The following is a 26,242-nucleotide window of genomic DNA, read 5'->3' as shown; positions in this document are numbered from 1 at the left end:
TTATAATTGGGCCACGTGCTGGTAAACCTCACGGGTCTTTTGTGCTGCCTGAACCCAGGTATAAGACTGTGCCCGCTTTTGCCCTTTTTGCCTTAACGCTTCCCGTAATGTCGGCTTTTCCCATAAATCCAGCATATATTGCGCGAGCTCGTCAATATTTTTGGGATCAACAATGAGTGCGGCGTCGCCGCACACTTCTGCTAACGCTCCCTGATTCGAAGAAATCACCGGTGTCCCCTGAGCCATCGCTTCTAATATAGGCAAACCAAATCCCTCATAAAAGCTTGGATAGACCAGCGCTATGCTATGTTGATACAGCGCTTGTAATGTCTCATCTGAAACGTATTCTAACAAAGAGACGGACTCTTCAATGTTCCATTTTTTGGGAGCCTCTAACACAGGGGCATACAACCATCCCTTTTTTCCAGCAATAACTAAATCGACCTGCCCTTGCAAATGATTGGCATGAACAAATTCGGCAAAGGCATGAATCACCCCTTCAAAATTTTTTCGGGGTTCGATGGTTCCCACCGCCAAGAAATAGGGGCGGTCGCGCACATTGTCCAGGTTTTTGCGGATTTGGCACGTTACACCATGCGCGATCACCGAGATTTTTTCCCGGGGCACATGTAAAATTTCTTGCAGATCCCCCGCCGTGGCCTCACTCGGGACAATGATATGGTCGGCAATTTTCACCGACTGTTTCATCAATTCTCTCTTCACCACAGACTGCGCCCACGGAAACATCTGGGGATATTTAAATGCCACAAGATCATGGACGGTGATGACCGTATGCTTGAGTGGACGCAAGACAGGCAATTGATAGTCGGGAAAATGTACCACGTCATAGGAGCGTGTAGATAGCCACAGAGGTAATCGCCACTGTTCATACCAAATCCTTTTACGACTGCTATCCAAAGAGTCCGGAGGATAGATCATCTCTACACCGGGAATCTTCTGCCCTGGCAAAACCAACACGTCAAGGTAATCTATCGCGTTATATTGGCTTATATACGCAGCTAATAAAGATCCGATGTAACGCCCAATACCTGCTGACTGGGGTTGATAAAGCAGGGCATCGACTATAATCCGCAGACCATTCCCTCCTTCTATACCGTCTTACCGGTCCTTGTATCTAAACCGTTCTTTATCATACGACAAGACCAAGCAATTGTCTTAAAAACCGCCCAAGCATTTAAATCTTTGTGGACATTTTGGTCGCTGTCTTCCAACACTCTGAAAATCTCTGATCCATTAGCCCACACAATACGGAAATAAATTCCGGACCAAAGGAGGATATTTCGCGAAGTGTGCCGTATACAGTAGATGTTATTGTTAAAAGTTGTCGGTTTTAGGCACAGCCTGTTGAGCACATCCTAGGAGGATTTCCACGTATGAGACAAACGCGGGTCAGGCGCCATCGCCGATCTTTGTTTCGCAAATCTCTTTCCCGAACTGCCGGGCCAAAAATGGCCCTCATTTCATCCGCACTGATTTTAAGTCAAATCGCCATGTCTGGTGCATTTGCGCAAAGCCCGGTCAATATCAGTGGGTATGTATTATCCCAAAGTCAAAATGATTTGACCATCAATGGGCAAGGATTTGGCACCACTGCGGCCACGGTAACGATTGACGGGCAATATGCGCCCATTTTATCGTGGTCCAATACCGCAATTACCGTTTCCATTCCGCAAACGGCAGATCCTGGTCCCATTACCGTCACCACATCGCAAGGTCTTACCTCCAATAGCATAACCTTTTTAGGCATCAGCCGTGGTTCTTATGCTTTGTCTTCTAATGGACAGGTTACGGTGAATGGCAATGTCCCGTTTTATGGGGATTTGACCACCATTAATGCCTCCACCTCATCACCAGCCATCCAACTTGTTCCAACTCCAGACTACCGTGGATATTGGATTTTAACGCAGGATGGTCATATTTACGCGTTTGGTGATGCTACATCGTTCCCGTCCTTACCATCCGGTAGTGCCCGAGCTCTGTCCATGGCAGTGACCCCGTCAGGTCAAGGCGCTTATGTATTAACCCAAAACGGCACTGTCTATGCTCTGGGCAATGCTACGAGTTATGGCAATGCCACGAATTCAAATGTCTCAAGTATTGCCACCACACCAGATGGCCAAGGTTATTGGATTGTCAGTCAAAATGGACAAGTCGAAGCATTCGGGGATGCGAAAAATTATGGCTCTCTGAGTACATCAGCCACCTCGACAAGCAATGCCACCACCAATTCAACAGCATCCTATCCCAATGGAACACTTGTTCAACAACAAGGCACGGCTCCTGTCTGGGTAGTCGAAAACGGCACCCTGCATCATATACCTAGTGCGGCCATGTTTCTTTCCATGGGTTACCAGTGGAATCAGATTCAGGTCGTGCCCTCATTGACAGGTATGAATATTGGCAACCCTCTCGTAACGCCTTATCCGTCGGGCACATTGCTTCAAGTGACGGGGCATCATGCTATTTATTTGGTGATGCAGGGCGTTTTGCATCATATTGGCAACTGGTCAACATTTGTGCAAATGGGTCTGATTGGACAGCCTATTGTAAGCGTTAGCCAATTAGGGGCTAACTGGCCTATGGGTCCGACATTGAATACTCCCGTGACGTATTATCCATCGGGAACTTTAATACAACAACAAGGCACGCCCCAAATCTATATGGTTAATAATGGGGTTCTTCAACATATTGCCAATGCGAATGTATTTTTAGAAATGGGGTATCAATGGAATCAAGTCCTCAAAGTCCCCTCGCTGCCCAACTTGCCTATAGGACCGACTTTGACGACACCTTCCCGGGCTTTCCCCACAGGAACTCTATTACAAGTTCAAGGTCAAAGTCCCGTCTATCTCGACCAAAACGGCGTATTGCGGCACATTCCCAATCCTACCGTTTTGTATAATTTAGGTTACAGTTTTCAAAATGTCGTGACCGTTCCATCATCCCAAGTCATTGCCGGACTTAAAATGGGCAGCGATTTAGAAAGCACCACAATACCAGGAATATCGTCGCAATCCCCTGATCCATCTAGTCCGTCTAGTCCACCGCCTTCCCCCGCGGTGCAAATCGTGCCAACATTAGACGGGCAAGGATATTGGATCTTACAGTCTAACGGTACCGTCACGGCATTCGGGGACGCCAAAATTTATGGCGAACCATCCCCAAATGCCACGGGTGCGGAAGAACTCCTTCCCAGTTTTGACCAACAAGGCTACGATATTATTACCAGCCAAGGCCAAGCCTATAGTTTTGGAGACGGGCCGTCTTTGTCCATCCCGTCCAATGTGGTAAGCGTGATCGAATCGCCTATCACAGCCACGAGTTCCACGGCTCCCACACCGTTACAGCAATTTAACGGGTTTCTCTCAATGGGTTATGGCTTTTTTGTGGACAATTTCCCTAATGGTGTCAACAATTCGTCATTTGAAGATCTTCTTCAACATGGCAACGAATTGTCGGTGATTAATCCTGCCTGGTTTAATTTGTCTCAAGACGCCAGTGGTAATTGGAATATTACCAGTTGGTCCACCCAAGGCTCTTACGCAGCCCCGTTGATCAACGGACTAAACAACGTCCAATATGTGACCCAACAAGCCCATCAAGAAGGGGTCATGGTGTTACCCTCTATTGGCAACTATTACAGTCCTGGTAATGGTCCCATCTCCACACCACAAGATGTGTCATCACTTGTCCAGCAAATTGTCAACCTGGTCAATCAATATAATTTCGATGGAATCACCATCGATTTTGAAAACAACGGGGATGGCGGTCTTAGCTTACAACAGGCGTCACAGCAATATACGAATTTTATTCAGCAACTCGGGACTGCCCTGCATCAAGACAATAAACTACTGATGGTCGCTGTTTATCCATCAAGTTATCCGGACACCATCTACAACTATCAGGCCATAGCTCCCTATGTCAATTTCATAAATATGATGGCTTATCCCGAGCATAACTCGAGCACGTGGCCAGGACCTACCGCGGGATATCCTTGGGTCAGCCAACTAGTACAAAACGCCCTAGCACAGGGCGTCAATCCCAGTCAAATTATTTTGGGAGTGGCTCCTTATGGACACGAATGGACCGTCACCAATAACGGTGTGGTGGGACAAGGAGCCGTGAGTTACCGCGCCATCCAAAGCTTATTACAACAACAAAATATCACTCCATTATGGGATCCCGTGGAAAAAGAGATCGTATTTACGGCGGGTCCTTTGGCCCAAGCACCATCCCCTGGGCTGTCTATCCAAAATGGGAATGCCTATTCCCCCGAAGTTGCAAACTTACAAAATCTGTTAAATATTGTGTTGCTGCAGTACGCCCTCCAAAACGGTCAAACCCCAAGGCCCTGGCTATGGACCGATGGGTATTTTGGCTCGGCCACTCAAAGTGCCCTCGAGGCTTTTCAACAGGATTTTTCGGTAAACACCCAAACGCCCGGAGTCTATGACGCAGCAACAGCCCAAGCCTTGCAGCAAGTCATTAATCAGTGGAATATTGGCCAAAATATTTATTGGTCCGAAACATCTAGGTCCATTAAAGACCGGATCGAATTGGCATTAGCCAATCATTTGGGCGGCATTGCTGCATGGCGCTTGCCGTTTGAAACGACCGGATATTGGACAGATATGGCCCAATTAACTCCGGTATTTCATGGCCAGCCATAATTCGACATTCGTGCTATGATCGAATGCGTGAAAAGATTCAGCTATTAGCCTACTCAGCATCGTTACAGAAAGGTGTCTTGCTATGATACGTGTGTCGAAACGCTCTTACCGGTTGTTAGCAGTGCCTCTACCTCTGATGATGATTTTGGCGGGATGCGGCTTTCACAGCGCATCCACCACCCATCACACAGTTCAAACCCATTCCTCGGCAGTGCCAACATCGTCCCCCTCGCCCTCTTTGAGCCCCTCACCCAGTGTGGCGCCAAGTTCTCTATCTTCATCATCAAGTCCCTCATCCACCACACCAAGCCAAGAACAATCGGTAACCCCGCCTCCGCCGCCGGGAGCCGGATCGTACCAGGAGCTTCACATTGTGGTTGAACACGCCACAAATGAGGGGACCACCACAATTAATGGGCAATCGTTACAAGTTGATTTGCTTACCCTTAAGGTGGAAAATCCTACCTCAGGGATAATTGGTCTTGCCTTAAATGACGTCAGTGTGCTAGCTGGCAACAGATCTTATAGCTGGAATGATTTTTCCTTAAAGGGTTTAAATGAAAATAACTCCTTATTCCCTTATCCTCCTACACCAAAAAGTCCTAGCGCCGACGTAACCCAAATACTGCCAGATAGACCTTTGACAGGAGACATCACCGTTCTTGTCCCGGCCCGGTCATCCTATGAACTGGTGTTTAATGGCACCACTGACCCGACCAGCTCACAGGCCACGTTTAGTTCCTAAGGATTTCTTAGCCAGCAAATCTGCCACTAATGTTTGCGCCCGGTGATCCCAACTATGTTCTTGTTCAATAACCCGGCGCGCATTGTGAGCATAGAGATCCAGCAACTGGGGTGAACGCAAGCAGCTTTCTAGGGTCTTAGCTAAAGATTCGCTATCAGGCTGGCTCATTTGGCCGACCTGATAGCGTTCCACAAACCGTGCTGCTTCGGATTGATCGGTCACTATTACGCCAAGCCCATGCGACAGATAATCCATCAATTTAACGGGCCATGCCAAGCGGGTATAGGCCGTATCGCGCCGGGGAATGACAGCCACGGAGGCACGAGCATACCAATATTCGAGACCCTGACCGTGAGCTTCAACCAGTGTGATATAAGAAACTGGGGATAATTTAGGCCATTCCGCACGTCGCATCACCAATGCCAGATGCACATCCGGCATCGATTGATGAAGTTTGTGCACGGCTTTGATTAATAAATCAACTCCATCATAAGGACCGCCTGCGCCCACATACAAAATCCATGGTTCGGGTTGTTGGCTCGGTTTTATTAAGGGCGGCACAGGATATAAAACCCCACCAGGAGGAAGAAGACGAATCTCTTTTCCTCCGACCAACTGACCGAGTGCTCTTGAGGGCACATAAATGATATCGGCAAGATAGCGGTATGCGAAAAGCGTGAGCACATAAAGCCATTTCATCACGCGTTCACGATAATTTTTGGGTGGATATAATTTGGGAAAACGTTGGTAGTAATCCCGAACGTAAATGGCCAGCGGGATCGCTTTGCGTTTGACTGCCCAAAGAAATCTTATATCAGCTGGCGTTGCGAAGGAACTGGCACTTTCCACATAAACCGCATCAATCGCGTCCAAGACTCCGCGTTTCAATGCCTCATCAAACCATATCGCTCGCTCTTGACGCGTGCCGGCGATAATGGTCAGAGTACTGATTTTCGCGAGTGATTCAGCCATATGCATAATACGCACTTTGGGGGCACGGTCAAGCGTATCTAAGGGGTAATGGCCGATGAGTAGAAGACGGGGTTTGGTCATAGGCCCGGACGGGGTTGAATCCCCTTTAACCATTCATCAGCAATATGTTGCCAGGTATAGTGGTCATGAACAAATTGCCAGCCCCGTTGTCCCATTTGTTTCCACGACTCCTCCTCCATATGCGCTAAGTGCATTACCGCATTGGCTAAACCCTCGCCATCTTCAGGCGGCACCACCATCCCTCCTGCTGATTTGCGAACCAGTTCCGCCATTTCCCCTTCTCCGACATAGATAATCGGAATTTTAGCGGACCAGGCCGGAAACACTTTAGAAGGACGGGCACCAAGAAATAGCGGGTGCTTGCGCAACGGCACCACAACCGCTCTTGAAATTGCAAAATATTCCGGCATTTTTTCAACTGGTTGCAATGCCTCGAAAAAAACATTAGTCAGGCCTTCCGTTTGCACTCGCTGAAGCAAATGTTGTTTTACGGGTCCTTCCCCGACCAGGACAAAAACAATATCCGGTTCGTTTTTAAGATGTACTGCGGCATCAATGATAACGTCCAACCCTTGCGCATAACCTAAAGTGCCCGGATAAAGAAAAATTTTCGTCTCCGGTCCACCAAATTTTCGCCGCAACGACTCTTGAGCAGGCAATTGAGGAAACTGATCCAAGTCTACGCCATTGGGAAAAAATAGCACGCGGCTTGGCTCGATAGTCTGAGTATCAATCACCGCCTGTCGAATGCCCAGGGTAACCGTAGAAACATAATGGGCATGGCGATACAACGACAGTTCTAACCCCTTTGTTACCCGGATTAACCAAGGATTTTTAACCAGGCCCAAAGCAACAGCCGATTCTGGCCAGAGATCGGAGATCGATAAGATATAAGGCACATGATAGAACTTGGAATACAAACGTGCTGTAATTCCCAAAAATAACGGAGGGGATTCTACCAGTAAATAATCCGGGGGCGAAAATTGGCGGAGTCCCCAAAAACTTGTTACCACAAACGAAAAATAATTGAGCAGACGCCACCAAAATCTTTTGGTGGGTGAAATACGCCAAATCCACATACGAACAACCTCAATGCCGCGAATCGTTTCGCGCACCATAAACGGTTGGCGTTTTGCCCCGGTGCCCAGATGATGAGGCAATGCCGTCACCACCACCACCGAATGTCCTCTTCGGGTCAGTTCCTGAGCCATAGCTTCTAACCGCAATGATGCAGCCCCAGGTTCTGGTGGATAATATTGGGTCAAAAAGATAAAACGGAGCGGTTTGAAATCCATGAGCTCGGTAATCTCTCCCCTAAATTCTTATACCTTGTATCCGCTATTATGAGATGAATTAATAAACGCTGTGATAATTTTTGACATACTCTTTTCACATCATCACACCGTATTACAGCATAGCAAATTTAAAATTGGGTGAGAAATGTCTCGCTCGCCCCATGTCTTTTATCTTACACGAGAATCCATAGAGCCTGCTGGGAAAAACCGCTGATGAATCATCACACAAAACCCCAAGAAGCCATAAATCCGGTCTCTTGGGGTTTTAGGTGGAACCATTATAGGGATAATGTCGAATTATTGAGGAATAAACTGCGTTAATGGTCCTGCCGACGGGCCTTGAGTCCGCTCTGGAACATTCAATTCTTCAACCGTAAAATTCCCTTGGTCCTTCGAAGAAAATGTTCCTAAGTTTACCCACCGTGCCGTCGGTTGTTCATTCACGGTCACTTTATTAACAAGACCGGCATGATTGATTTGATAAGTAATTTGACCGTTTCCGGCTGGCACATAGACTTTGACTTCATACGCCGAAGCCGATCCGGCCTCGGGATTTTCGATGCTGACGGCATAGCGCTGGTTAAGTCCCCAAACATGCACAGCATCGGTCATCAAAAATGACCCCACCACTACGACAAGGCCGCCTAGAATCCAGGCAATGGACTTTCCCATAAAAAATACCCTCCTAAACCCAATGATTCTTGAAGCCATGGATTAATCCATGGCTTCATCTCTTACGGAATATAGTATAGCGGAACTAGTCTTTAGTGGCGATAACAAAATCATTATTTGGTCAACAAATAGCCTACATAATCCAACAGCTCTTGAGCACAATGCTCGCAATATCCCATATCATCAATTAACCGCCGCTTAACCTCCATGACCCGGTTTTTTTGTTGATCGTTCAACACTTTCGTGGACGTCGTGACTTTGACAAGGTTGGCCACATCGGCAAATAATTTCTTTTCAATGGCCTCCTTCATTTTGGGATGGGAATCCCAACTGAGTGATTGGCCTCTGCGGGCCATGGCTCCTGCCTTATTCACCATCTCTTGGCGAAATGCCGTGGCCGCGGCATCACTAATGCCAAGGGCCTTCTCCAGATCTTGCAAAATCTTTTCGTTGGGTTCGACTTCTTCTCCCGTAACCGGGTCTTTAACCGTCGAATGCATGATACGAGCTTCAGCATGTTCCAAATAGTTGTCATACAATAACTGCGCCGCATCTTGAAACGAATCGACAAAGGCCCTTTGAATCTCATTTTTGGCGGCTTCATCATATAATTCATGGGTCGCTTTCAGCGCTTCCAATAAATCTTGGTTTTTGACCTGCGTAATGTGCTGCTCAAAGCTTTCCCGAATAGCCCGCAACATCGCAGTAGGGGTGACGCAAGGCTCTTTATCACTCGCCATAGCATAAGACAAGGCATCTAGAATATGCCGGGGCGAAATGCCTTGAAATCCTTCACCTTGCTTACGAGCCAGTTCCCGAACCCGGTTGATTTCCCGTTGCTGCACATCAGGTAACTCTTTGCCATCATAAAGTGTGAGTTTTTCCTTGATGGAAAATTTGGCATCTCGCGCGAGTCTTGTACCGACGCCAAACATTGCCGCCACTTTGAGCGTATTCGGCGCAATGTGCTTACCGAGTTTTTGTCCTCCCAGGTTCATCATCTTTTGATAGGTCCGGATTTCTTGACTGACGGTCAGGTTATACGGCACTTTAATTAACAGGACCCGGTTATGCAACGCCTCATACGCCTTGTTGCTGACAAAACGTTCAAATTCATTTTCATTGGTATGGGCAATAATGGCTTCATCGGCATCAAACAAGCCAAAACGTCCCACTTTAATCTTTCGCTCCTGGGCCAATGTCAATAACCCATGCAGAAAATCTGGTTGGGCTTTTAACATTTCTATAAACTCCATAATTCCCCGGTTAGCCGCATTGAACGCTCCATCAAACCGGTACGCACGGGGATCAGATTCCGAACCATAGCGTGAAATTGTCGAGAGATCCATCGAACCTACAAGTTCGCTAATGTCCTGAACCTTGCTATCCGAAGGAGCAAAAGTCCCAATGCCGATTCTGCGCGATTCAGAAATTAAGACGCGTTTGACGGGCACTTCTTGTAAGCGTCCTTGATATTCATGATCAATCATCCACTGGCAATAAGGACATAAATCGCCTTCAATCGTCACACCGGTTTCTTGCATAAATTCGCGGCGGGCAGCCTCCGGCAATAAATGTAATGGTTCTTCTTGTTGGGGACAAAAACTAATGGCATAAAGGGCCCCCTCATCGGTCCGGGAGTATTCTTCCAATCCCTTTTTTAAAATTGCGGTAATGGTCGATTTTCCGGTGCCGGGACTCCCCATCATTAACAAAATCCGGCGTCTAATATCCATCCCACGTGCCGCAGCCGAAAAATACTCGACGATTTCATTAATGGTGTCGTCAATACCGAAAATGTCTTGACTAAAGAATTTATATCGGGGAACTTCTTGTCCCTCAAGCTTCTCAACCCCGTGCGACATAATCATCCGGTAGATGCGGGCATGGGCCAAATCGGCGATGGACGGCGTTTGTTGCACCTTAATCAGGTAATCCGCAAACGTGCCTTCCCATGTCCATGCCCCCTGAGGGGGTTGGTGTTTGGTTAACCAATCTGTATCAAATCGTGCCATATTAAGCCCTCCTTCTCCAATCGGCTTCATTGCCATACCAGATTTTGTGCGCACTGGTCAGCATCACATCTCCACCCCACAAGTAAGCAATCGCATTCAAAACATCCTGGGTGTAATCTTTGTGCAGGGGTTTGTCACCATGGTATATCAAGTCCAGCCGATGGCTTTGGGCATCAATTTGCTCCACAAATATTTCGGGAGTATCGGGAAGAAAAACCCGCTGGACATCTCGCATCAAATCCTCAACTGGATAATATTCTGTTCCTTTGTTTGGATCTTGCGGGTCAATAGGACGCTCTAACGGCCACAAATTTTTGTCTTGTGCCAATCGCACCAAGTCTGGCGTAATCCACTGGTTGATCCACTGCAAATCTGTTTGTTCCGCAACAATCTGAAAGCACGTATCGAGTCCATGAAGTTCGCTAATAAGCTCCCACAATGTCCACCCAAAGTAGTACGGATTAAAGAAATTGCGGCTTTGCGTGACGAGAGCATGCATACGCATGGCTTCAATATGATCTTGGGCGTCCCATTGCGAAAATTCCCGGGTGAGGCGAACATGCCAAAATGTTGCCCATCCTTCGTTCATGAACTTCGTCCGCGCTTGGGGCTGAAAATACAGCATTTCCTCCCGCAACATCCGTAAAGCCATGCGTTCTTCATCTGCCAAATGGCCGAAATCTGCAACCAAAGCCAAAACATCCTGAGTATAAGGCCAGATCTTATACGCCGGCACATAGCTCACGTCATCATCGTGGTCGAGGGCTTTGGGTTCATACAGCTCTTTCACCCAATCAAACGAACGTTGTTGGCCTTTACTCTTTTCTTTATCGGGAATACGGACAAAATCCGGTGCTCGGTAATACGGGTCAACCAATTGATAGAGCGTATGAGCGGCATCAATAAGCTTCTCCACGCGGGAAAAGCTGCGCTGACGGTGAAGATCTTCCAACCACTCGGCATGTTCGCGAAACCACATCCCGATATTGGGCCGACGCACGGCACTGAGAAATTGGTTGCGAGCAAAAAAATCGGTATGGCCTAAAACATGGCCGATGACAAGAACGTTATAAGCATCCGCGTTCTTATCCAGCAAGTAGGCTAAGGCCGGGTCGCCATTAACCACAAGCTCATAAATCCTCCCGAGACCTTGTTCATCCCGCTGTTTAGCCATCCAATACCGTTCTCCATGGGTCCAGTGACGATACCGTCCTGGCGCAAAGTAAGATGATAAAGTATAGATATCTTCATCGGATACGAGGTGAAATTCGGTCGGCAGAGGAGTGAGTCCATGAGCATGCACTAACTCATCCATCTCTTTGACCCAGTCGTCTAATGTTCCGTGGACCATTGTTATCACCTCCAGGTCCTTGACACCAAAAACATGCTCTTAGCTGCCATGGCCATCGATGACAGCGCGAATCGCGGGAAGAATATGCTCCTTGCTATCAATCTTGGCCATCCGCATGGCCGGATGAAAATGACCGCCGAGTTCGGCGCTCTTGCGGAACAAAGACCACAGGGGCGATACGCCTTTGTGTCCTTCCACTTCGAAATACCCCAACAGCGATGAGGTGGATAACAGGGTCTGAATAATTTCTATGAGTTCCCGGCCGTAATCTGACCAAATATCACCATCAGAAAAATGTAATAAATACCGATTCCAATCCTCATGAGGAAAATCATGATCCCACAATTGCAAAATCGTTTGATAGGTCGATAAAATCGCGGTTCCCCCAGTAATTTCTCGGTTGAAAAAATCTTTTTCATCCACTTCTACCGGCACGGTTGTATGCAAGAAATACCGAATTTCGGCGTAACGGTATTGACGGCGAATCCATTGAACAAGCCACCACGCGGCCGATTTGGAAAGATAGCGTTTAGATTCGTCCATAGAGCCCGACGCATCACGAACGAGAGTAATCACCGCAGCGGTGACCGGCTTGGGATACGTACGCCAACTCCGGTAACGCAAGTCATCCTGGGTTAAATAATCGCGGCCTTGCTTGGCCGCTTGATAGAGGCTCCGCCGTTTATCGATATTAGACCACGGTCCGTGTGTTGAGATGTCGTCATAGCGATCTTCTTCCCCATGTAACACACCTCGTGGCTTGTCATCTAACCGGGGGAGTTTTAAATCCTCAAGCAGCAAATCCATGATTTCTTCTGTGGTCAATTCAATCCAGACCACATCGTCCCCGCCCTCTTGACCGGGTCCAAGACCATTGCCTTGTCCGGCGGATCCCTGGGGCTGGTAACGAAAATCGGGTTCTTCCAGTTTCCGAACCGCGACACGAATGCGTTGATCTGGCGCACTTCCCATCACGGCTTCTTGCGTAATCAGTTCTGGCAATTTTGCCTTAATCGCTTGACTCAGTTTCCTTAAATACCATTGGCGATCCAGTTCGCCTTTGTGGTCATAGAGATCCATGGTCATCCCTCCGTTCATGGGAACGAAAACAGAGACCGGCAGAGATAAGTGGGAAAGGAGAAATTCGTAGGGAAGGTGCTTCAGGTTGAATTTAGTATAGCATACTCCCGATTATTCCGACAGTAAGAATCGCGCGAATTCAGCCGGATGAACAAAGGTTTGATTGCATTTTGTGTGTTTTTCGTTTAATATCCTATTTTATCGTGAATTTCATGTCACCTCCACTTTAAGGACGTACTTCTGTATCGTTGATGTCATATCTAATGCAAATCCTCGCCACACGATGAAATATTTAAGATATGTTTACTATATCCTAGACCAAGCCTAGTTTAGAATGATAAATTTGCATGTCCTGATGAAATTTTATTCACAACCAGTTGTCCGGTTCATGTCAAATATAAAATCAAAATGCCATGGGTCTATGAAGAGATAGCGAGACCTCAAGGGCCCGTATGTTTGATCGAATCCAACGACCGGGAAGGGTGCAGTCTCACGGAGTCGGCACGAAGAATAGACAAGACGGTAGCCAATAAAGCAATAAATGCCATGACCAAAAATGCCAGGTGGAGCCCCTCAATAAATCCGGCAATGGATCCCCGGGCTTCATGCGGGGGAATGCCGCGGACAGTTCCGGCAAAGATTGCTAACATAGCGGATTTTGGAATGCTTTGAGTAACCAACACGAGGGAAAAAGCTACGGAAACAAGCATACCGGTATTGGTGGTCAATGACCTGATGCCGGAGGCTTCTCCCCGCCTGTTGACCCCGGCCGCGTTCATGATATTGCTGGTATTCGGCGAATTAAAAAGGCCTGAGCCAATGCCAGCTATGATCATCCACAAGGCCAGCTGCCAGTACGGGGTTTGTACCTGGATATCTAAGCCTAGACCCACTAAGCCTACGACAGTCAAGACCGTTCCTAACGTGGTGGGCAGCAATGCCCCCAAAAAATCCGCCATCCAGCCCGAAATCGGGGCGAAAACCAGCATCCCCGCTGCTAAAGGAATAGACAAAATCCCGGCCTTAAGGGCACTATCACCTTTCGGGCCCTGAAAATAAAAGATGAGCAAAAACAAAATCGCCATACGCGATATGGCTAAAAGGGCAGCAGAGATGTTGCCAAAACCAAAGGTACGGTTTTTAAACAAGCTCAAATGTAAAATAGGTTCTTTGGCACGCATTTCGTTCCAAAGAAATACGGGCATGAAGATGACAAAAGCTATAAAGCCAAGATAGACAGCCCATTGATCCCAATGTTTGATAGATCCCCACGTGAGCGCGATCAATAAACCACTCACAGCCAGAACATAGCTGACCACCCCTAAAGCATCGAACGATTGGGCAGGCGATTTCATAGGCTGGAAGGATAAGCCTAACACTTTTACGGCAAAAAATACCGCTATAATCCCAAAGGGCACATTAAACCAAAACGTCCATTGCCAGCCGTAATCCGTCGTCAGCCATCCCCCTAACACGGGACCAATAATTTGGCCCACAGCCACAACCATCACATTAATGCCGAGCGCACGGCCTAATTCGTGAGGGTCAAAGGCATCAGCCACAATCGCCGCGCTATTCGCCATTAACATGGCTCCACCCGTTCCTTGCAAGACTCTTAAAGCGATGAGCCATGGAGCCGAATGCACGAAGCCCGCGATCAAAGAGACTACGGTAAAAATAAGCATGCCTAAAATATACAGGCGTCGGCGGCCAAAGCGGTCCGCTAAACTTCCTGCCATCAACACGATGACGGTTTGGGCCACCATATAAGCCATCATGATCCACATGGCCGATAATAGTGAGATCGACAAACTGCGGATAAGATCGGGCAACGCAATAATCAGCGTGCTGAAATTCAATGCAGAAAGCAGTGCCCCTAAACTCGTTACCGCTAACACGGCGTATTTTCTCGCCGTCATGATTCGCTCCGGTGATCTTTGATTTGTTGTTTGAGATCTTGGGATAATTGGTCATATCGCAGTAGCTTTTGTTCGAGGGCTTGTTTCATCTCACCAAGCCGGTTCATGCGTTCATTCACTAATTCCAGCTCACCTTGGACCACAATGGCTGCACGTGCTAATACCTCTAATCGTTCCTGGGGCGAATGAGACCTTTGATATTGGGTGCGAAGATTTTCAATAGCATCTTCAGCCTGGATGACCTGCCGAATTTCCTCAAGAGACCAGCCCAACAACTCTTTTAATTCCTGGATATGCCGAATGCGTTGAATGGTGCGCCCATCATACACCCGAAAACCTCCGTCAAGCCGTCTAATCGGTTCAATTAAACCCACATCCTCGTAATAGCGCAGTGTGCGCGTTGTGGTCTGACACAGTTGCGCTAATTCACCAATTTGCATTTCATGAGGAATATCCACGAACTCATCACCTCACACCGAGTGCTTAAGGTTAAAGTGCAATTTAATATAACTCTAACGTAAAGGTAATAGTTTGACTAGAGAATATCTGATGGCTAATAAATAGCTTTTTTCAGCGCAGCAACAAGGCTCCGGTAATCATTGAGCCAATAATCACTAAAACCGGCGAAATTTTCATTTCTTTAATGGCGACGAGTCCCAGAATAAAAATCACCAGAGGAATAACGTAGCGATGAGCCGGAAAAGTTCCCGGAATTAAATCTAAAATCAATAAGACCAGTAACACAATCACAATGGGTTTGACCCCGCGAATCAGTCCAATTACGTAGGGATTAGACTTGTGTGCCAGAAGCACTTGATATAATCCCAACATTAAGACCAAAGAGGGCAAAACCACTCCCACCAAGGCACTGATGGCTCCCATCACACCGCCGACCTGCCATCCAATGGCCGCAGCCAATTTTGTGGCAATGGGTCCGGGCAGAGCATTGCCGATAGCGAGCATTTCCGCAAACTGCGTATTGTCCATCCAGTGATAGCCGTTCACCGAGATAGCCTGGATTAAGGAAATAGAACCGGGCCCACCCCCATAGCCCAAAATGCCAACTTTAAAGAATCCCCAAAATAACTGCACCCACTTAGCCACACCATGGCCTCCTTGATGTCATAGCATCTAAATAATGCGAACAGATACCGTCTTACTCTGTTTTTCTTTGGCAACCAGATAGCGAATATACCCATCGAGTAAGACGTAAGCTGGGCGACCTTCGCTATCCAAATCCCATTGTTTCACCAACAATGGTGCGGCTTGCTCAGACATGTTGCGGGCTTTTTCTATTTTTGCCGCGCGTGGTGGGTGCATTTCAAAGGCTTTAGGGATATAGATTTGATCGATGGCAATATCGGTCTCGATGTCTTTCGTAGCACGCGCCTCAACTTTCGCCCGGTTTTCCCAGCGGACAATTTTCGGCGAAATAGGCAACACTTCACCCCGGAACACGGCGCCCGACGATCCACTCCCTTTTTCTGGATGCCAATACCCCTCGGATTTGATCAAGGCGAAAAAAATGCCGCCCACTGTGCGCAAAGTCCCATCTTGCCGATAAACCCAATGAGACTTGCGCGCTGCTCTGGGATTTTTATAGTAGTGCCACGCCTCATCAACGCGCGCGGCCATCATTTTCGTCCCGTAATCTAAAATTAATTGCGCGAGAACATCACTGAAATACTGGGGACTTTCTTGCAGTTGCCATAAAATGCGCTTGCCTGCTTGCAACGCGACCGGGTAAGCTGAAACAATTTGGGGCAGTAACCGCAAGGAAATTAACTCCTGATCAAGACGAGCCTGAGGACCTATGACGTAGACGGGACGTGTTCCCTTTTGTCCGGCAAAACCGCTTAACGCAATAACGCCGGGCGATAGCGAAGGAGCGGTGATATGGGATAGCAGTCGATCTTGGCGTAAAACATCGTATAAGGATACCTTAATCGTTTCGCCTCGGTACAGGGCACTGTGAGCAGCTTTCCATGAAGTGGACAATGGAGGTCGAACCGTGAGGGTGGGTCCATCATCTTCATCTTTCGGTTCCTTCCGGGATGTATTGCCCAGATTTTCTGCAACCAATCGATAAGAGTCCCGCTTCGATGCCATGAGATCTTCTAAGCGAATGATTGTCTTACCCTGGATCATGGTTCCCGACAAAATGCCATTTTGCAAATCTGACCAAATAACAGAAACGGGTAATCCTGTGACTTCCGACAAGGTCATGACTGACCATGACGGGCTTGATGTGGCTCGGGGGCGCCCCACACCGCTCATCCTTTCTCCATTCGACTGTTTCCACACGTCAACACAGCTTTTAGAGTTTATTCGCTATAAAGTGCCAAAATTCCTCTATATTTTTTAATATGCGCCTTGACGACGCAATACTGACGTCATCGTTTTCCATAAAATGACCAAATCCAGCCAGAATGTCCAATGTGTACAATAATCCAAATCCCATTTTAAGCTTTCTTCAAGCGTTAAATCTCCCCGTCCCATAACCTGGGCTAATCCTGTTATGCCAGGACGCATGCGGTGCCGTTCATGCGCATAAGCCGGATATAATGCCACCATTTCCGGAATTTCTGGCCGTGGACCGACCAGGGACATCTGACCCACCAAGACATTGAAAAGCTGGGGCAACTCGTCAAGAGAAGATCGACGCAGAAATCGTCCAATTTTAGTAATGCGCAGATCCCCTTCATCTTGAAATTTGTAATGCAGAGCTTCCTCAGGAGCCGGCGGTTGCCATCTTTTCTCGGCTCCATAATACATGGTGCGAAATTTCCACATGCGAAACGGTCGTCCATCTTTGCCAATGCGGGTTTGCACAAAGATCGCTGGTCCCGGCGAATCCAGGCGAATCAACAAGGCAATGAGCACCAAAAGCCAACTAAAAACAACCAACAAGATGAAGGATACCGTGATATCAAAAAGACGTTTAATGTAACGCATATCAGCGGCTATGACTCAATACAATATCCCGAACAGCTTCAATGACATCGTTAACATCGTCATCGCTCATAGACGGATATAACGGGAGAGAAACTTCCGCCTCAAAAAACTGCTCTGCATTAGGAAATTGTCCCGGTTTCCACCCATACCGCATTTGATAATATGGATGCAAATGAATGGGAATAAAATGGACCGACGCCCCGATATTGCGCATTTTTAGCTCTTCAATAAACTGATCGCGACTTAATGACAAGGCAGCGGTAACAAGACGTAATGGGTATAAGTGCCAAGCATGTCCGGCATATTCTTTTTCAATGGGCAAAATGACAGGTAAATCAGCCAATCCTTCCGCAAATTGTCTGGCAATATCTTGCCGGCGTTTTTGCATGCGGGTCAACTTATGCAATTGCACGAGTCCTAAAGCGGCCTGCAAATCGGTCATGTTATATTTAAAGCCAGCCGCTTCGATTTGATAGACCCACGACCCTTGCGCACTGTAGCGATTCCATGCGTGTCGTGACATGCCATGAAGGGATAAAATCCGAATTTTATCGGCTAACTCCGGATCCGGCACAACCAAGGCCCCGCCCTCACCTGTTGTCAGATTTTTGGTGGCGTAAAATGAAAACGCAGTGAAATTTCCAAAAGTGCCTATCGGTTGCCCCTGATACGAAGAGGCCATTGCATGGGCTGCATCTTCCACCACCACCAGATGATACACATCACGCAGGCGATTTAATTGCCGCATGTCCACAGCATGTCCCGCATAATGTACGGGTAACAAGGCTTTAGTTTTCTCCGTGATAGCCTGTTCAACCAGGGCCAAATCGATATTCCCGGTATCTTTTTCAATGTCAACCAATACCGGCGTCGCTCCGGCATGAATAATCACATTGACCGAGGCGGCAAATGTATAGGGCGTGGTAATCACTTCATCGCCCGGCCCAATGTCATTAGCCAATAATGCTAAATGCATTCCCGCCGTGCACGAAGCTAATGCCAGAACAGTTTCTCCATGCAGTTGTGAAGACAATTCTTCTTCAAATTTCTGGGTTAAAGGTCCCCGGCTAATCCAATGGCTACGTAAGGCTTGTATGACAGCATCCTCTTCTTCCGGCCCTAAATCCGGTAAGTTATAAGGTAAAAAATGTTCACGCATGAGAAGTATATCCCCTTTGCAAATCCTCTACGATACATCTTACCGGATCCGCAAGTGGTAATGTGGGCCGGTTTCCAACCCGCTGATGCTGCACCGCATCAAGAATGTGCTCGTAACGAGTGCCACAAAGCACCGCTTGGCCGCTTTCAATAAGTTCCGTCCACTCAGTTTCATCGCGCAGAATATAGGTGGGGGTCCCTGCCCGGCACGCTTCTCGTTGAACGCCGCCGGAATCTGTCAATACGGCTTGTGCATGCCGCTCCAAGGTTACCATATCTTGGTACCCAATGGGTTCAATAATTTGGAGATGAGGGACGTCTATTAACGCCTGCAAATGAAACTGCTCGATGCGCTGCCGAGTCCTTGGATGCAAAGGCAATACAACTGGCCACGGCAAATCGCCGAGTGCCTTTAACACGTTCCTTAATTTTTCCGGGTCATCTGTGGTTTCTTGCCGGTGCACTGTGGCCAAGGCGAAGGACTTTGACGGCAGTTTTAGACGCGCCAATACGTCGGGATTATCTGGAGTCTTGTCCCATAACACATCCATAACATCCCCGCACAGCACGACGCCTTCAGTAATGCCTTCTTGAGCCAAGTTCTCTACAGCCTGCTGGGTGGGACAATATAATTTGGATGCCAAATGGTCTGTTAACACCCGGTTGATTTCTTCCGGCATAGCCCGGTTGAAACTTCGCAACCCCGCTTCAATATGGGCAACAGGAATATTGAGTTTACTCGCAGCCAAAGCTCCGGCTAACGTCGAATTGGTATCTCCATAAACAACAACCCAATTTGGATGCTCTTTTTCTAAAATAGGATCTAGAGCCATGAGCATTTTTCCGGTTTGAATGCCGTGAGTGCCTGATCCGACGTGCAAATCATAATCGGGACGGGGAATGGTCAGACCCTCATAAAATATCTGAGATAATTTCTCGTCGTAATGCTGACCCGTATCAATAAGCACTTCTTGAGCATATTGACGCAGAACCGGCGAAACAACGGCTGCCTTGATGTATTGTGGGCGGGCTCCGATGATGCTTACCACTTTCATCCGTTAACCCACCCGTTTCCCATAAAAATGACCGATCATTTCAATCACATAATCCACTTCCGAATCTGTCAACTCCGGAAACATCGGCAAAGACAACACTTCCTGTTGCACTTGCTCACTTATAGGAAAATCACCCCGGTGATAGCCCAAATCCTGCAAAGCGGGTTGAAGATGAAGTGCCAAAGGATAATAGACCGTTGTTCCGATGCCCTGACTTTTCAAAAAGGCTTGCAAGCCGTCCCTGTTCTCGACGCGAATCGTATACTGGTGAAACACATGGGTAAAACCCTCGGGAACAAGAGGAATATGCACGCTTTCAAGGTCCAGCGCGCTAAGCCCTTCACTATACCGCTTGGCAATGTGCTGCCGCTTTTGGGTCCACTTGTCCAAATAGGGAAGTTTGGCAGATAAAATGGCTGCTTGCAAGGCATCTAAGCGCGAGTTCATTCCTAAGACTTCATGATAATATTTCTTGCGGGAACCGTGCGCCCGCAGTGCCCGTACAGCATTCGCCCACTCTTCCCGCTGGGTCGTGACTAACCCGCCGTCACCCAGTGCTCCTAAATTCTTTGTCGGAAAAAAACTAAACGCCGCCAAATCACCCACACTGCCTGCTGATTTGCCCCGCAATGTTGCGCCGATGGCCTGGGCAGCATCTTCAATAATAATCCCGTCAAAATCTTGTCGTAATGCCTCAACATCCGCCATCAGCCCAAAAAGGTGGACCGGAAGCACGGCCCGGGTCCGGGGGGTTATCCGAGTCCGTGCTTGTTCCGGGTCCATATTAAAAGTATCCACTTGGATGTCAGTAAAGACCGGTTTGGCCCCGGTTCTCAAAATACTTCCGGCTGTAGCAAAAAATGTAAAAGGTGTCGTGAGAACCTCATCACCCGGTCCAATATTGACAGCCCGCAAAGCCAGATATAAGGCATCGGATCCGTTTCCTACTCCAATAGCAAAACGACTGTGGGTATAATTGGCCATTTGCTCTTCGAAGGTTTTGACGACATCACCTAGAATAAACTGCCCTGATTCCATGACCCTTTCTATGGCAGCAGACAATTCTGCTTCCATTTCTTTCATCTGCCGTGTTAGTGTAAAAGACGGGACTTCCATCATCCACTCATTCCCTTCGTTCCCTTCGTTCCCTGAATATCATCGAGTGATTCTGTAATCCTCATTCCATTGGTTGCCCATCGGGTAAGAATAGCCATTGTTCTTCTGGAACTTGTCTTACTACACGCGCAGGAACCCCCATCACTAAACGATAGGCTGGGACATCCCGGGTCACTACAGCTCCCGCTGCCACCAAGGCTTCTTGACCGATATGAACCCCGGGCAACAAGACCGCTCCGCCGCCGATTCGGGCCCCACGGTGAATAATAGGTCCCTGCATGGCCGCATGGCGGGCTTCTGTTCGTGCGACATAGGGATCATTCGTGGTGGTCACCATAGGGGCAATAAATACATGGTCTTCAACGATGGTCGTCGCCGTCAAATAGACTGCGGTTTGCAATTTGGTATAATCCCCGATTTGGCAATCATTCTCTACCGTGCTGCGCTGGCCAATAACCACGCGCGTTCCCAGTTGGCAGCGTTCCCGCACAACAGCTTGGTCGGCAATAAAACACTCCGGACCAATAGTGCTACCCTGGTAAAGAATGACTTGCGCGCCCAAGGTTGTACCTTGACCAATCTTAAGGGGCATTAAATTCCCCGTTTTCAGCGTACTCGTTTTACTCTTTGATGGTGTCTTTCCTAAAATCGTTCCATCGCCAATCACCACATTATCTTCAATAATCACGTGGGGATGAATAATGACGTGATGACCCAAAATCACATTCCGCCCTATTTCAACATCTTCTGCAATCACACAGTGCATTCCTTGTTCAATGGGTTTCATGCGTGTTCCCCTGTGATTTCTGACATGCGAACAATACGTCCTTCCCGTCCCGAGAGCATAAGGGCCTCAATTACGGCAATATCACACAGTGCCGTCGCCGCATCGAGACGGGGTGTCACTCCATTTTCTATGGCGTCTGCAAAGTCCTTCAACGCATCATGATGACTCTGCCAGCTAGGACGTGCAGGCAAATCCAAGATGGCTTGGCGCACCTCTTGTTCGTTATCATTGCCCACGCGCCAGGTATGAATCTGATTGACCGTGGGGCCAATTACCACCACACCATTTTCCCCCACAATAGTTAATCGTTCTTCTAAATTCGTTTTGGGCACACATGTGGTCGCAGCCAAGGAGGCTAAAGCTCCCGAATGAAAACGTATCGTCCCCGACACGCTATCTTCTGCTTCAATCTGGTGAGTCAAGGTCGCCGTATAAGCAAAAACTTCGTTCACAGGGCCCATCAATTGCAATAACACATCAATGGCATGAATGGCCTGGTTAAACAAGACGCCCCCATCCATCGCATAAGTGCCCCGCCACGGAGCTTCATCATAGTAAGACTGGGGTCTGGCCCATCTCACAGCCACACCCCCATTGACAATACGCCCCAACCGGCCATCTTGATGAGCCTGAAACAATTGCTGAATCGCGGGCAACATCCGGTTAAATTGCGTAACAACGGCGACCACGCCCTGGTGTTTAGCGAAATCGACAATGGCCTTCGCATCGTGATAGGAGAGGGCAAGGGGCTTTTCCACCATCACATGCTTTCCCCGTTCCAGTACCCGAAAAGCGAGTTCACGGTGAAGACCAGAAGGTGTCGCAATAATTGCCGCATCAATGTCCACCTTATCTAACATCACATCGGTTTGATCAAAGGCCATAGCGTCAAAAGCCACCGCAGCCGCTTCCGCCCGTTCCAAGTTGACATCCACCGTGGCCACTAAATCAATAGCGTCTTGATGGACAAGGGCTTGCAGATGACGTTGTCCAATCTTGCCACACCCTATCAACGCCGCTCGTATTGCCATAAATAATTGTCATCCTTCCTTTTCCCGAATCATAAGGCTCCAGGCAAGATGCGCTTACAACCGGACAATATTATCCCGCCCGCCGAGCTTCTTGGTCGCGTTGCGCGAATCCACAACCAAGGCGCTGTGATTAACCACCCATTCATAATCAATGCATGAATGATCCGTTGTTATCACCACACAGTCTTGGGATTCCAATAGCTCTTGGCTCAATTCCACAGACCGAATTTGACGTGAGAAAAACGTGTGGGGTTTTACAACCGGCACATAGGGATCATGAAATTCCACATGCGCCCCTTGCTGCTCCAATAATTCGAAAACTTTTAAGGCCGGCGATTCTCGTTCGTCATTGATATCCTTCTTGTAGGCAATACCTAATAACAAAATTCGGGATCCATTAATCGCTTTTTTGCGCGTATTCATCGCCCGCGTCACTTTGTCGACGACAAAATATGGCATGCGCAGATTTATTTCGCCCGCCAATTCAATAAACCGCGTCGGAAAATCATATTCGCGCGCTTTCCAACTCAGATAAAAGGGATCAAGTGGAATGCAGTGCCCTCCCACCCCAGGACCTGGTTGAAAAATTTGGATGCCAAAAGGTTTGGTTCCGGCAGCTTCCAACACTTCCCAGACATCAAGCTGCATTCGGTCACACAATAACGCCAGCTCATTTACCAAAGCAATGTTGACAGCCCTGTACGTATTTTCAAAGACTTTTGAGAGTTCCGCAACCCGCGGGGAAGACACCGGAATGACCTGGGTAATAGACTGTTGATAGAGGGCTGTGGCCACTTTCCGGCACTTGTCGGTAACCCCTCCGACTAATTTCGGGGTATTGCGCGTTTTGTAAACCGGATCGCCGGGATTCACTCGCTCAGGAGAAAAAGCCAAGAAAAATTCTTCCCCGATTCTTAGGCCACTGGTTTCGAGGATTGGTTGAAGCACTTCCTCAGTGGTGCCAGGATAGGTAGTGCTTTCGAGCGCAATTAACTGGCCAGGACGCATAATTTTTCGCACCTTGTCAGCCACGGCCAAAATATAGGACAAGTCCGGTTCTTTATTGGTGGTTAGAGGAGTGGGGACACAAATGATAATGACATCAGCTTCCGTTAAATCCTGGTAATCCCCCGTCGCTTTCAGCCGTTTGTCCCGGGTTAATGCCTTTAATGTCTGACTATCCACATCCGGAATATAGTTTTCGCCCCGATTTACCCGCTCGACTTTGCTCAGATTATCATCTAAGCCGATGACCGAAAATCCGGCTAACGCATGTTCCACTGCCAGAGGTAACCCAACATAACCAAGTCCCACCACCCCAATTAATGCGGTGCGGTTCGTTAGGCGGTCCATTAAGCGATCGTAATAGGTCGTAGTCGGATGATTAGTGAGCACGAGCATGTCCTCCTGTGGTCAGCAATTCCGGCGTTGTAAGCGAATACACATTGTCGGATTGGGGTTGATATTCGGGAACAATCTCCTTTAATAATTTCCTAATGCGCGGTTCATCAGCTAAACGCCCTGCTTCCACCAATTCGCTGAGCAAGGGCAAGACCCGTTCAGGATCTGGTGTCTCCCCAACATGGATAAAAATTCGCGAATTTTTGGTCGCTTTCGTTTGATCTTCGGGGGTTAATAGTTCTTCGTAGAGTTTTTCCCCTGGTCTTAACCCGGTGAAGACAATGTCAATATCAATGCCTGGGCGTAATCCGGAGAGGCGGATGAGATTTGTGGCCAGGTCCATAATCCGTAAGGGCTCCCCCATATCCAAAACAAATGTATCGCCGCCTTCCCCCATGGCTCCGGCCTGAATGACCAATTGGCAGGCTTCTGCGACCGTCATAAAATATCGCACCATATCAGGATGCGTAATCGTCAAGGGCCCTCCTTGGGCTATTTGTCTCTGAAAGGTTGGTAAGACACTGCCCCTTGAACCTAGCACATTGCCAAAGCGCACGGTTACGAAACGCATCCCGTAACGCTTGGCATAAAAACTACCCAGAATTTCTCCAATTCGTTTCGTCGTACCATAAACGCTGGTCGGATTCACAGCTTTGTCGGTAGATATGAAGACAAATCGCTCGACATGCATTTTTTGACAAATATCTAAAAATCCCCACAATCCTTCCACATTGTTGCGGATGGCCTCTGGCGGTTGAATTTCCATTAAGGGAACATGTTTATGAGCAGCGGCATGAAAAACGACCTGAGGCCGGGTCTGTTGCATGACTTGCTGCATACGCCCTTGGTCGCGAAGATCCGCAACTACGGGGATTATGGGCAAATTTGGAAATTTATTGCGCATTTCTTGTTCAATATCAAATATAGAGGTTTCATCAAGTCCCAACAACACCAGTGCACGTGGGGTAAATTGCGCGACCTGCCGACATAATTCCGAACCAATAGTTCCGCCGGCTCCCGTCACCATGACCGTCTTATTAGTTAAATAGCTCGCAATTTCCCCTAAGTCCACAATCGCTGGTTCTCGTTGTAACAAGTCTTCGATTTGCACGTCACGAATTTGATTGACGAGCACTTGCCCACCAATCATTTGATTTAAGGCAGGCAGCATCCTGGCTTTCACATTGAGGTCTCGGCATTGATCAACCAAGGGCCGTAAAATTTTACCTGATGCCGAAGGAATCGCAAACAAGACTTGATCCACGTGATAATCATGAATAACGTGCGCTAAAGTTTTCGTTGTGCCTAATACTTTTAATGAGCCAATTTGCATGCCGTGCTTGGCTACATCATCATCTAAGAATCCGACAGCAATACCGACTTCCGGATGGCGGCTGAGTTCTTGAGCAACTAGTTGGCCCGCTTTCCCCGCCCCCACAATGAGCACTCTAGGAGCGGCCTTGCTCCGCGGCACCCAGGTAAAATCATAATAGGAACGAATGAGAAAACGCCATCCGCCTACCAATGCTAACGCGAACAAAACATACAAAAGGTAAACCCCGCGAGGATAATGCGCCACGCCATCGAGCAATAAATAGCCATCCAAAAAGACCGTGCTTCCTAAAATGGACCCGATTAGCACTTGGGCGTCCCGCGGTCCCGCATATTGCCACATCCGGTGATAAACCCGGGTAAACCACATCAAAAGTATTGTTGTTAATGTGAAATAGATAGCAATATGTTGATAAGGGTGTAAATATTGCGCAGGAATATAAGGGACGTCAAAACGAAGGTATAGGGCCATATAGACCGATGCATTGATCATAATGGCATCAATCAACATCGCGAAGGCTATTTTTAAATAAAGACGTAACCGTCTTTTCAATCTATTCCCCTCTTTCATTCGCCAGCGTCCGGTAGCTTCGGACAAGACCTCCAAGCGCCAGCATTATACCATGTTTCCCGATTATCCGACGAT

General features: G+C 48.0%; 21 protein-coding genes. 2 read left to right on the top strand and 19 right to left on the bottom strand.

The genetic code is table 11. The features are described from left to right. A complete protein-coding gene (locus AOA63_RS13145; RefSeq protein WP_053960130.1) occupies positions 1-939 on the bottom strand; it encodes a glycosyltransferase family 4 protein in 939 nt (312 codons plus the stop codon). A gap of 455 nt (positions 940-1,394) precedes the next feature. Between AOA63_RS13145 and AOA63_RS13140 the strand changes: the two genes are divergently transcribed. Continuing rightward, positions 1,395-4,691 carry a glycosyl hydrolase family 18 protein gene (locus AOA63_RS13140; RefSeq protein WP_053960129.1) on the top strand — a complete coding sequence of 1,099 codons (3,297 nt, stop codon included), beginning with the start codon at positions 1,395-1,397 and terminating at the stop codon, positions 4,689-4,691. A gap of 82 nt (positions 4,692-4,773) precedes the next feature. Then, positions 4,774-5,436 (top strand): hypothetical protein, encoded by a 663-nt coding sequence (locus tag AOA63_RS19990; RefSeq protein ID WP_197648395.1) that lies wholly within the window; start codon positions 4,774-4,776, stop codon positions 5,434-5,436. On the opposite strand, the gene AOA63_RS13130 is transcribed toward AOA63_RS19990, so the two are convergent. From AOA63_RS13130 to AOA63_RS13045, 18 genes are all read right to left on the bottom strand, one after another. Then, positions 5,413-6,489, bottom strand: a complete 1,077-nt coding sequence (locus AOA63_RS13130; RefSeq protein WP_053960127.1) for a glycosyltransferase — start codon at positions 6,487-6,489, stop codon at positions 5,413-5,415. The two genes, AOA63_RS19990 and AOA63_RS13130, sit on opposite strands and share 24 nt — an antisense overlap. Then, positions 6,486-7,724 carry a glycosyltransferase family 4 protein gene (locus AOA63_RS13125; protein WP_053960126.1) on the bottom strand — a complete coding sequence of 413 codons (1,239 nt, stop codon included), beginning with the start codon at positions 7,722-7,724 and terminating at the stop codon, positions 6,486-6,488. The genes AOA63_RS13130 and AOA63_RS13125 overlap by 4 nt, the downstream gene beginning before the upstream one ends. Positions 7,725-8,021: 297 nt before the next feature. Beyond that, positions 8,022-8,396 (bottom strand): hypothetical protein, encoded by a 375-nt coding sequence (locus AOA63_RS13120; protein ID WP_053960125.1) that lies wholly within the window; start codon positions 8,394-8,396, stop codon positions 8,022-8,024. 113 nt (positions 8,397-8,509) lie between these two features. Beyond that, positions 8,510-10,411, bottom strand: a complete 1,902-nt coding sequence (locus AOA63_RS13115; protein ID WP_053960124.1) for a PrkA family serine protein kinase — start codon at positions 10,409-10,411, stop codon at positions 8,510-8,512. A gap of 1 nt (position 10,412) precedes the next feature. Further along, positions 10,413-11,762, bottom strand: coding sequence for a SpoVR family protein (locus tag AOA63_RS13110; RefSeq protein WP_053960123.1), 1,350 nt, complete (start codon positions 11,760-11,762; stop codon positions 10,413-10,415). Between the two features lie 39 nt (positions 11,763-11,801). After that, entirely contained in the window at positions 11,802-12,842 is a 1,041-nt protein-coding gene (locus AOA63_RS13105; RefSeq protein WP_053960122.1) for a DUF444 family protein, read from the bottom strand. A gap of 440 nt (positions 12,843-13,282) precedes the next feature. Continuing rightward, the gene (locus AOA63_RS13100) at positions 13,283-14,761 is read right to left on the bottom strand and encodes an MFS transporter (protein ID WP_053960121.1); all 1,479 of its coding nucleotides are present in this window, start codon (positions 14,759-14,761) and stop codon (positions 13,283-13,285) included. Beyond that, positions 14,758-15,219 (bottom strand): MerR family transcriptional regulator, encoded by a 462-nt coding sequence (locus tag AOA63_RS13095; RefSeq protein ID WP_053960120.1) that lies wholly within the window; start codon positions 15,217-15,219, stop codon positions 14,758-14,760. The genes AOA63_RS13100 and AOA63_RS13095 overlap by 4 nt, the downstream gene beginning before the upstream one ends. A gap of 112 nt (positions 15,220-15,331) precedes the next feature. Further along, the gene (locus tag AOA63_RS13090) at positions 15,332-15,865 is read right to left on the bottom strand and encodes a chromate transporter (protein ID WP_053960119.1); all 534 of its coding nucleotides are present in this window, start codon (positions 15,863-15,865) and stop codon (positions 15,332-15,334) included. A gap of 27 nt (positions 15,866-15,892) precedes the next feature. After that, positions 15,893-17,029, bottom strand: coding sequence for a hypothetical protein (locus AOA63_RS13085; protein WP_053960118.1), 1,137 nt, complete (start codon positions 17,027-17,029; stop codon positions 15,893-15,895). A 93-nt stretch (positions 17,030-17,122) separates the two neighbouring features. Next, positions 17,123-17,716, bottom strand: coding sequence for a sugar transferase (locus tag AOA63_RS13080; protein ID WP_053960117.1), 594 nt, complete (start codon positions 17,714-17,716; stop codon positions 17,123-17,125). 1 nt (position 17,717) lies between these two features. After that, on the bottom strand, positions 17,718-18,875 hold the full coding sequence (locus AOA63_RS13075) for a DegT/DnrJ/EryC1/StrS family aminotransferase (protein WP_053960116.1): 1,158 nt from the start codon (positions 18,873-18,875) through the stop codon (positions 17,718-17,720). Beyond that, positions 18,868-19,929 (bottom strand): non-hydrolyzing UDP-N-acetylglucosamine 2-epimerase, encoded by a 1,062-nt coding sequence (gene wecB / locus AOA63_RS13070; RefSeq protein WP_053960115.1) that lies wholly within the window; start codon positions 19,927-19,929, stop codon positions 18,868-18,870. Before wecB ends, AOA63_RS13075 begins: the two co-directional genes overlap by 8 nt. Before the next feature lie 3 nt (positions 19,930-19,932). Next, entirely contained in the window at positions 19,933-21,048 is a 1,116-nt protein-coding gene (locus AOA63_RS13065; RefSeq protein ID WP_139061601.1) for a DegT/DnrJ/EryC1/StrS family aminotransferase, read from the bottom strand. Between the two features lie 58 nt (positions 21,049-21,106). Continuing rightward, positions 21,107-21,832, bottom strand: a complete 726-nt coding sequence (locus AOA63_RS13060; protein WP_053960114.1) for an acyltransferase — start codon at positions 21,830-21,832, stop codon at positions 21,107-21,109. Then, positions 21,829-22,863, bottom strand: coding sequence for a Gfo/Idh/MocA family protein (locus AOA63_RS13055; RefSeq protein WP_053960113.1), 1,035 nt, complete (start codon positions 22,861-22,863; stop codon positions 21,829-21,831). The genes AOA63_RS13060 and AOA63_RS13055 overlap by 4 nt, the downstream gene beginning before the upstream one ends. A 54-nt stretch (positions 22,864-22,917) precedes the next feature. Beyond that, positions 22,918-24,264 (bottom strand): nucleotide sugar dehydrogenase, encoded by a 1,347-nt coding sequence (locus AOA63_RS13050; protein WP_053960112.1) that lies wholly within the window; start codon positions 24,262-24,264, stop codon positions 22,918-22,920. Further along, entirely contained in the window at positions 24,248-26,149 is a 1,902-nt protein-coding gene (locus AOA63_RS13045) for a polysaccharide biosynthesis protein (RefSeq protein ID WP_053960111.1), read from the bottom strand. The genes AOA63_RS13050 and AOA63_RS13045 overlap by 17 nt, the downstream gene beginning before the upstream one ends. Between the last annotated feature and the right edge of the window lie 93 nt (positions 26,150-26,242).

The organism is Sulfobacillus thermosulfidooxidans (assembly GCF_001280565.1).
GTDB lineage: Bacteria > Bacillota > Sulfobacillia > Sulfobacillales > Sulfobacillaceae > Sulfobacillus > Sulfobacillus thermosulfidooxidans_A.
This window is presented reverse-complemented; position numbering and strand designations above follow the sequence as displayed.

Bases quoted from the DNA above. Each gene is read 5' to 3' on its own strand.
- AOA63_RS13140 (WP_053960129.1), top strand. From the start codon at position 1,395: ATGAGACAAACGCGGGTCAGGCGCCATCGCCGATCTTTGTTTCGCAAA.
- AOA63_RS13120 (WP_053960125.1), bottom strand. From the start codon at position 8,396: ATGGGAAAGTCCATTGCCTGGATTCTAGGCGGCCTTGTCGTAGTGGTG.
- AOA63_RS13055 (WP_053960113.1), bottom strand. From the start codon at position 22,863: ATGGCAATACGAGCGGCGTTGATAGGGTGTGGCAAGATTGGACAACGT.
- AOA63_RS13060 (WP_053960114.1), bottom strand. From the start codon at position 21,832: ATGAAACCCATTGAACAAGGAATGCACTGTGTGATTGCAGAAGATGTT.
- AOA63_RS13115 (WP_053960124.1), bottom strand. From the start codon at position 10,411: ATGGCACGATTTGATACAGATTGGTTAACCAAACACCAACCCCCTCAG.
- AOA63_RS13075 (WP_053960116.1), bottom strand. From the start codon at position 18,875: ATGCGTGAACATTTTTTACCTTATAACTTACCGGATTTAGGGCCGGAA.
- AOA63_RS13130 (WP_053960127.1), bottom strand. From the start codon at position 6,489: ATGACCAAACCCCGTCTTCTACTCATCGGCCATTACCCCTTAGATACG.
- AOA63_RS13080 (WP_053960117.1), bottom strand. From the start codon at position 17,716: ATGCGTTACATTAAACGTCTTTTTGATATCACGGTATCCTTCATCTTG.
- AOA63_RS13050 (WP_053960112.1), bottom strand. From the start codon at position 24,264: ATGCTCGTGCTCACTAATCATCCGACTACGACCTATTACGATCGCTTA.
- AOA63_RS13100 (WP_053960121.1), bottom strand. From the start codon at position 14,761: ATGACGGCGAGAAAATACGCCGTGTTAGCGGTAACGAGTTTAGGGGCA.
- AOA63_RS13110 (WP_053960123.1), bottom strand. From the start codon at position 11,762: ATGGTCCACGGAACATTAGACGACTGGGTCAAAGAGATGGATGAGTTA.
- AOA63_RS13145 (WP_053960130.1), bottom strand. From the start codon at position 939: ATGATCTATCCTCCGGACTCTTTGGATAGCAGTCGTAAAAGGATTTGG.
- AOA63_RS19990 (WP_197648395.1), top strand. From the start codon at position 4,774: ATGATACGTGTGTCGAAACGCTCTTACCGGTTGTTAGCAGTGCCTCTA.
- AOA63_RS13065 (WP_139061601.1), bottom strand. From the start codon at position 21,048: ATGATGGAAGTCCCGTCTTTTACACTAACACGGCAGATGAAAGAAATG.
- AOA63_RS13105 (WP_053960122.1), bottom strand. From the start codon at position 12,842: ATGGATCTCTATGACCACAAAGGCGAACTGGATCGCCAATGGTATTTA.
- wecB (WP_053960115.1), bottom strand. From the start codon at position 19,929: ATGAAAGTGGTAAGCATCATCGGAGCCCGCCCACAATACATCAAGGCA.
- AOA63_RS13125 (WP_053960126.1), bottom strand. From the start codon at position 7,724: ATGGATTTCAAACCGCTCCGTTTTATCTTTTTGACCCAATATTATCCA.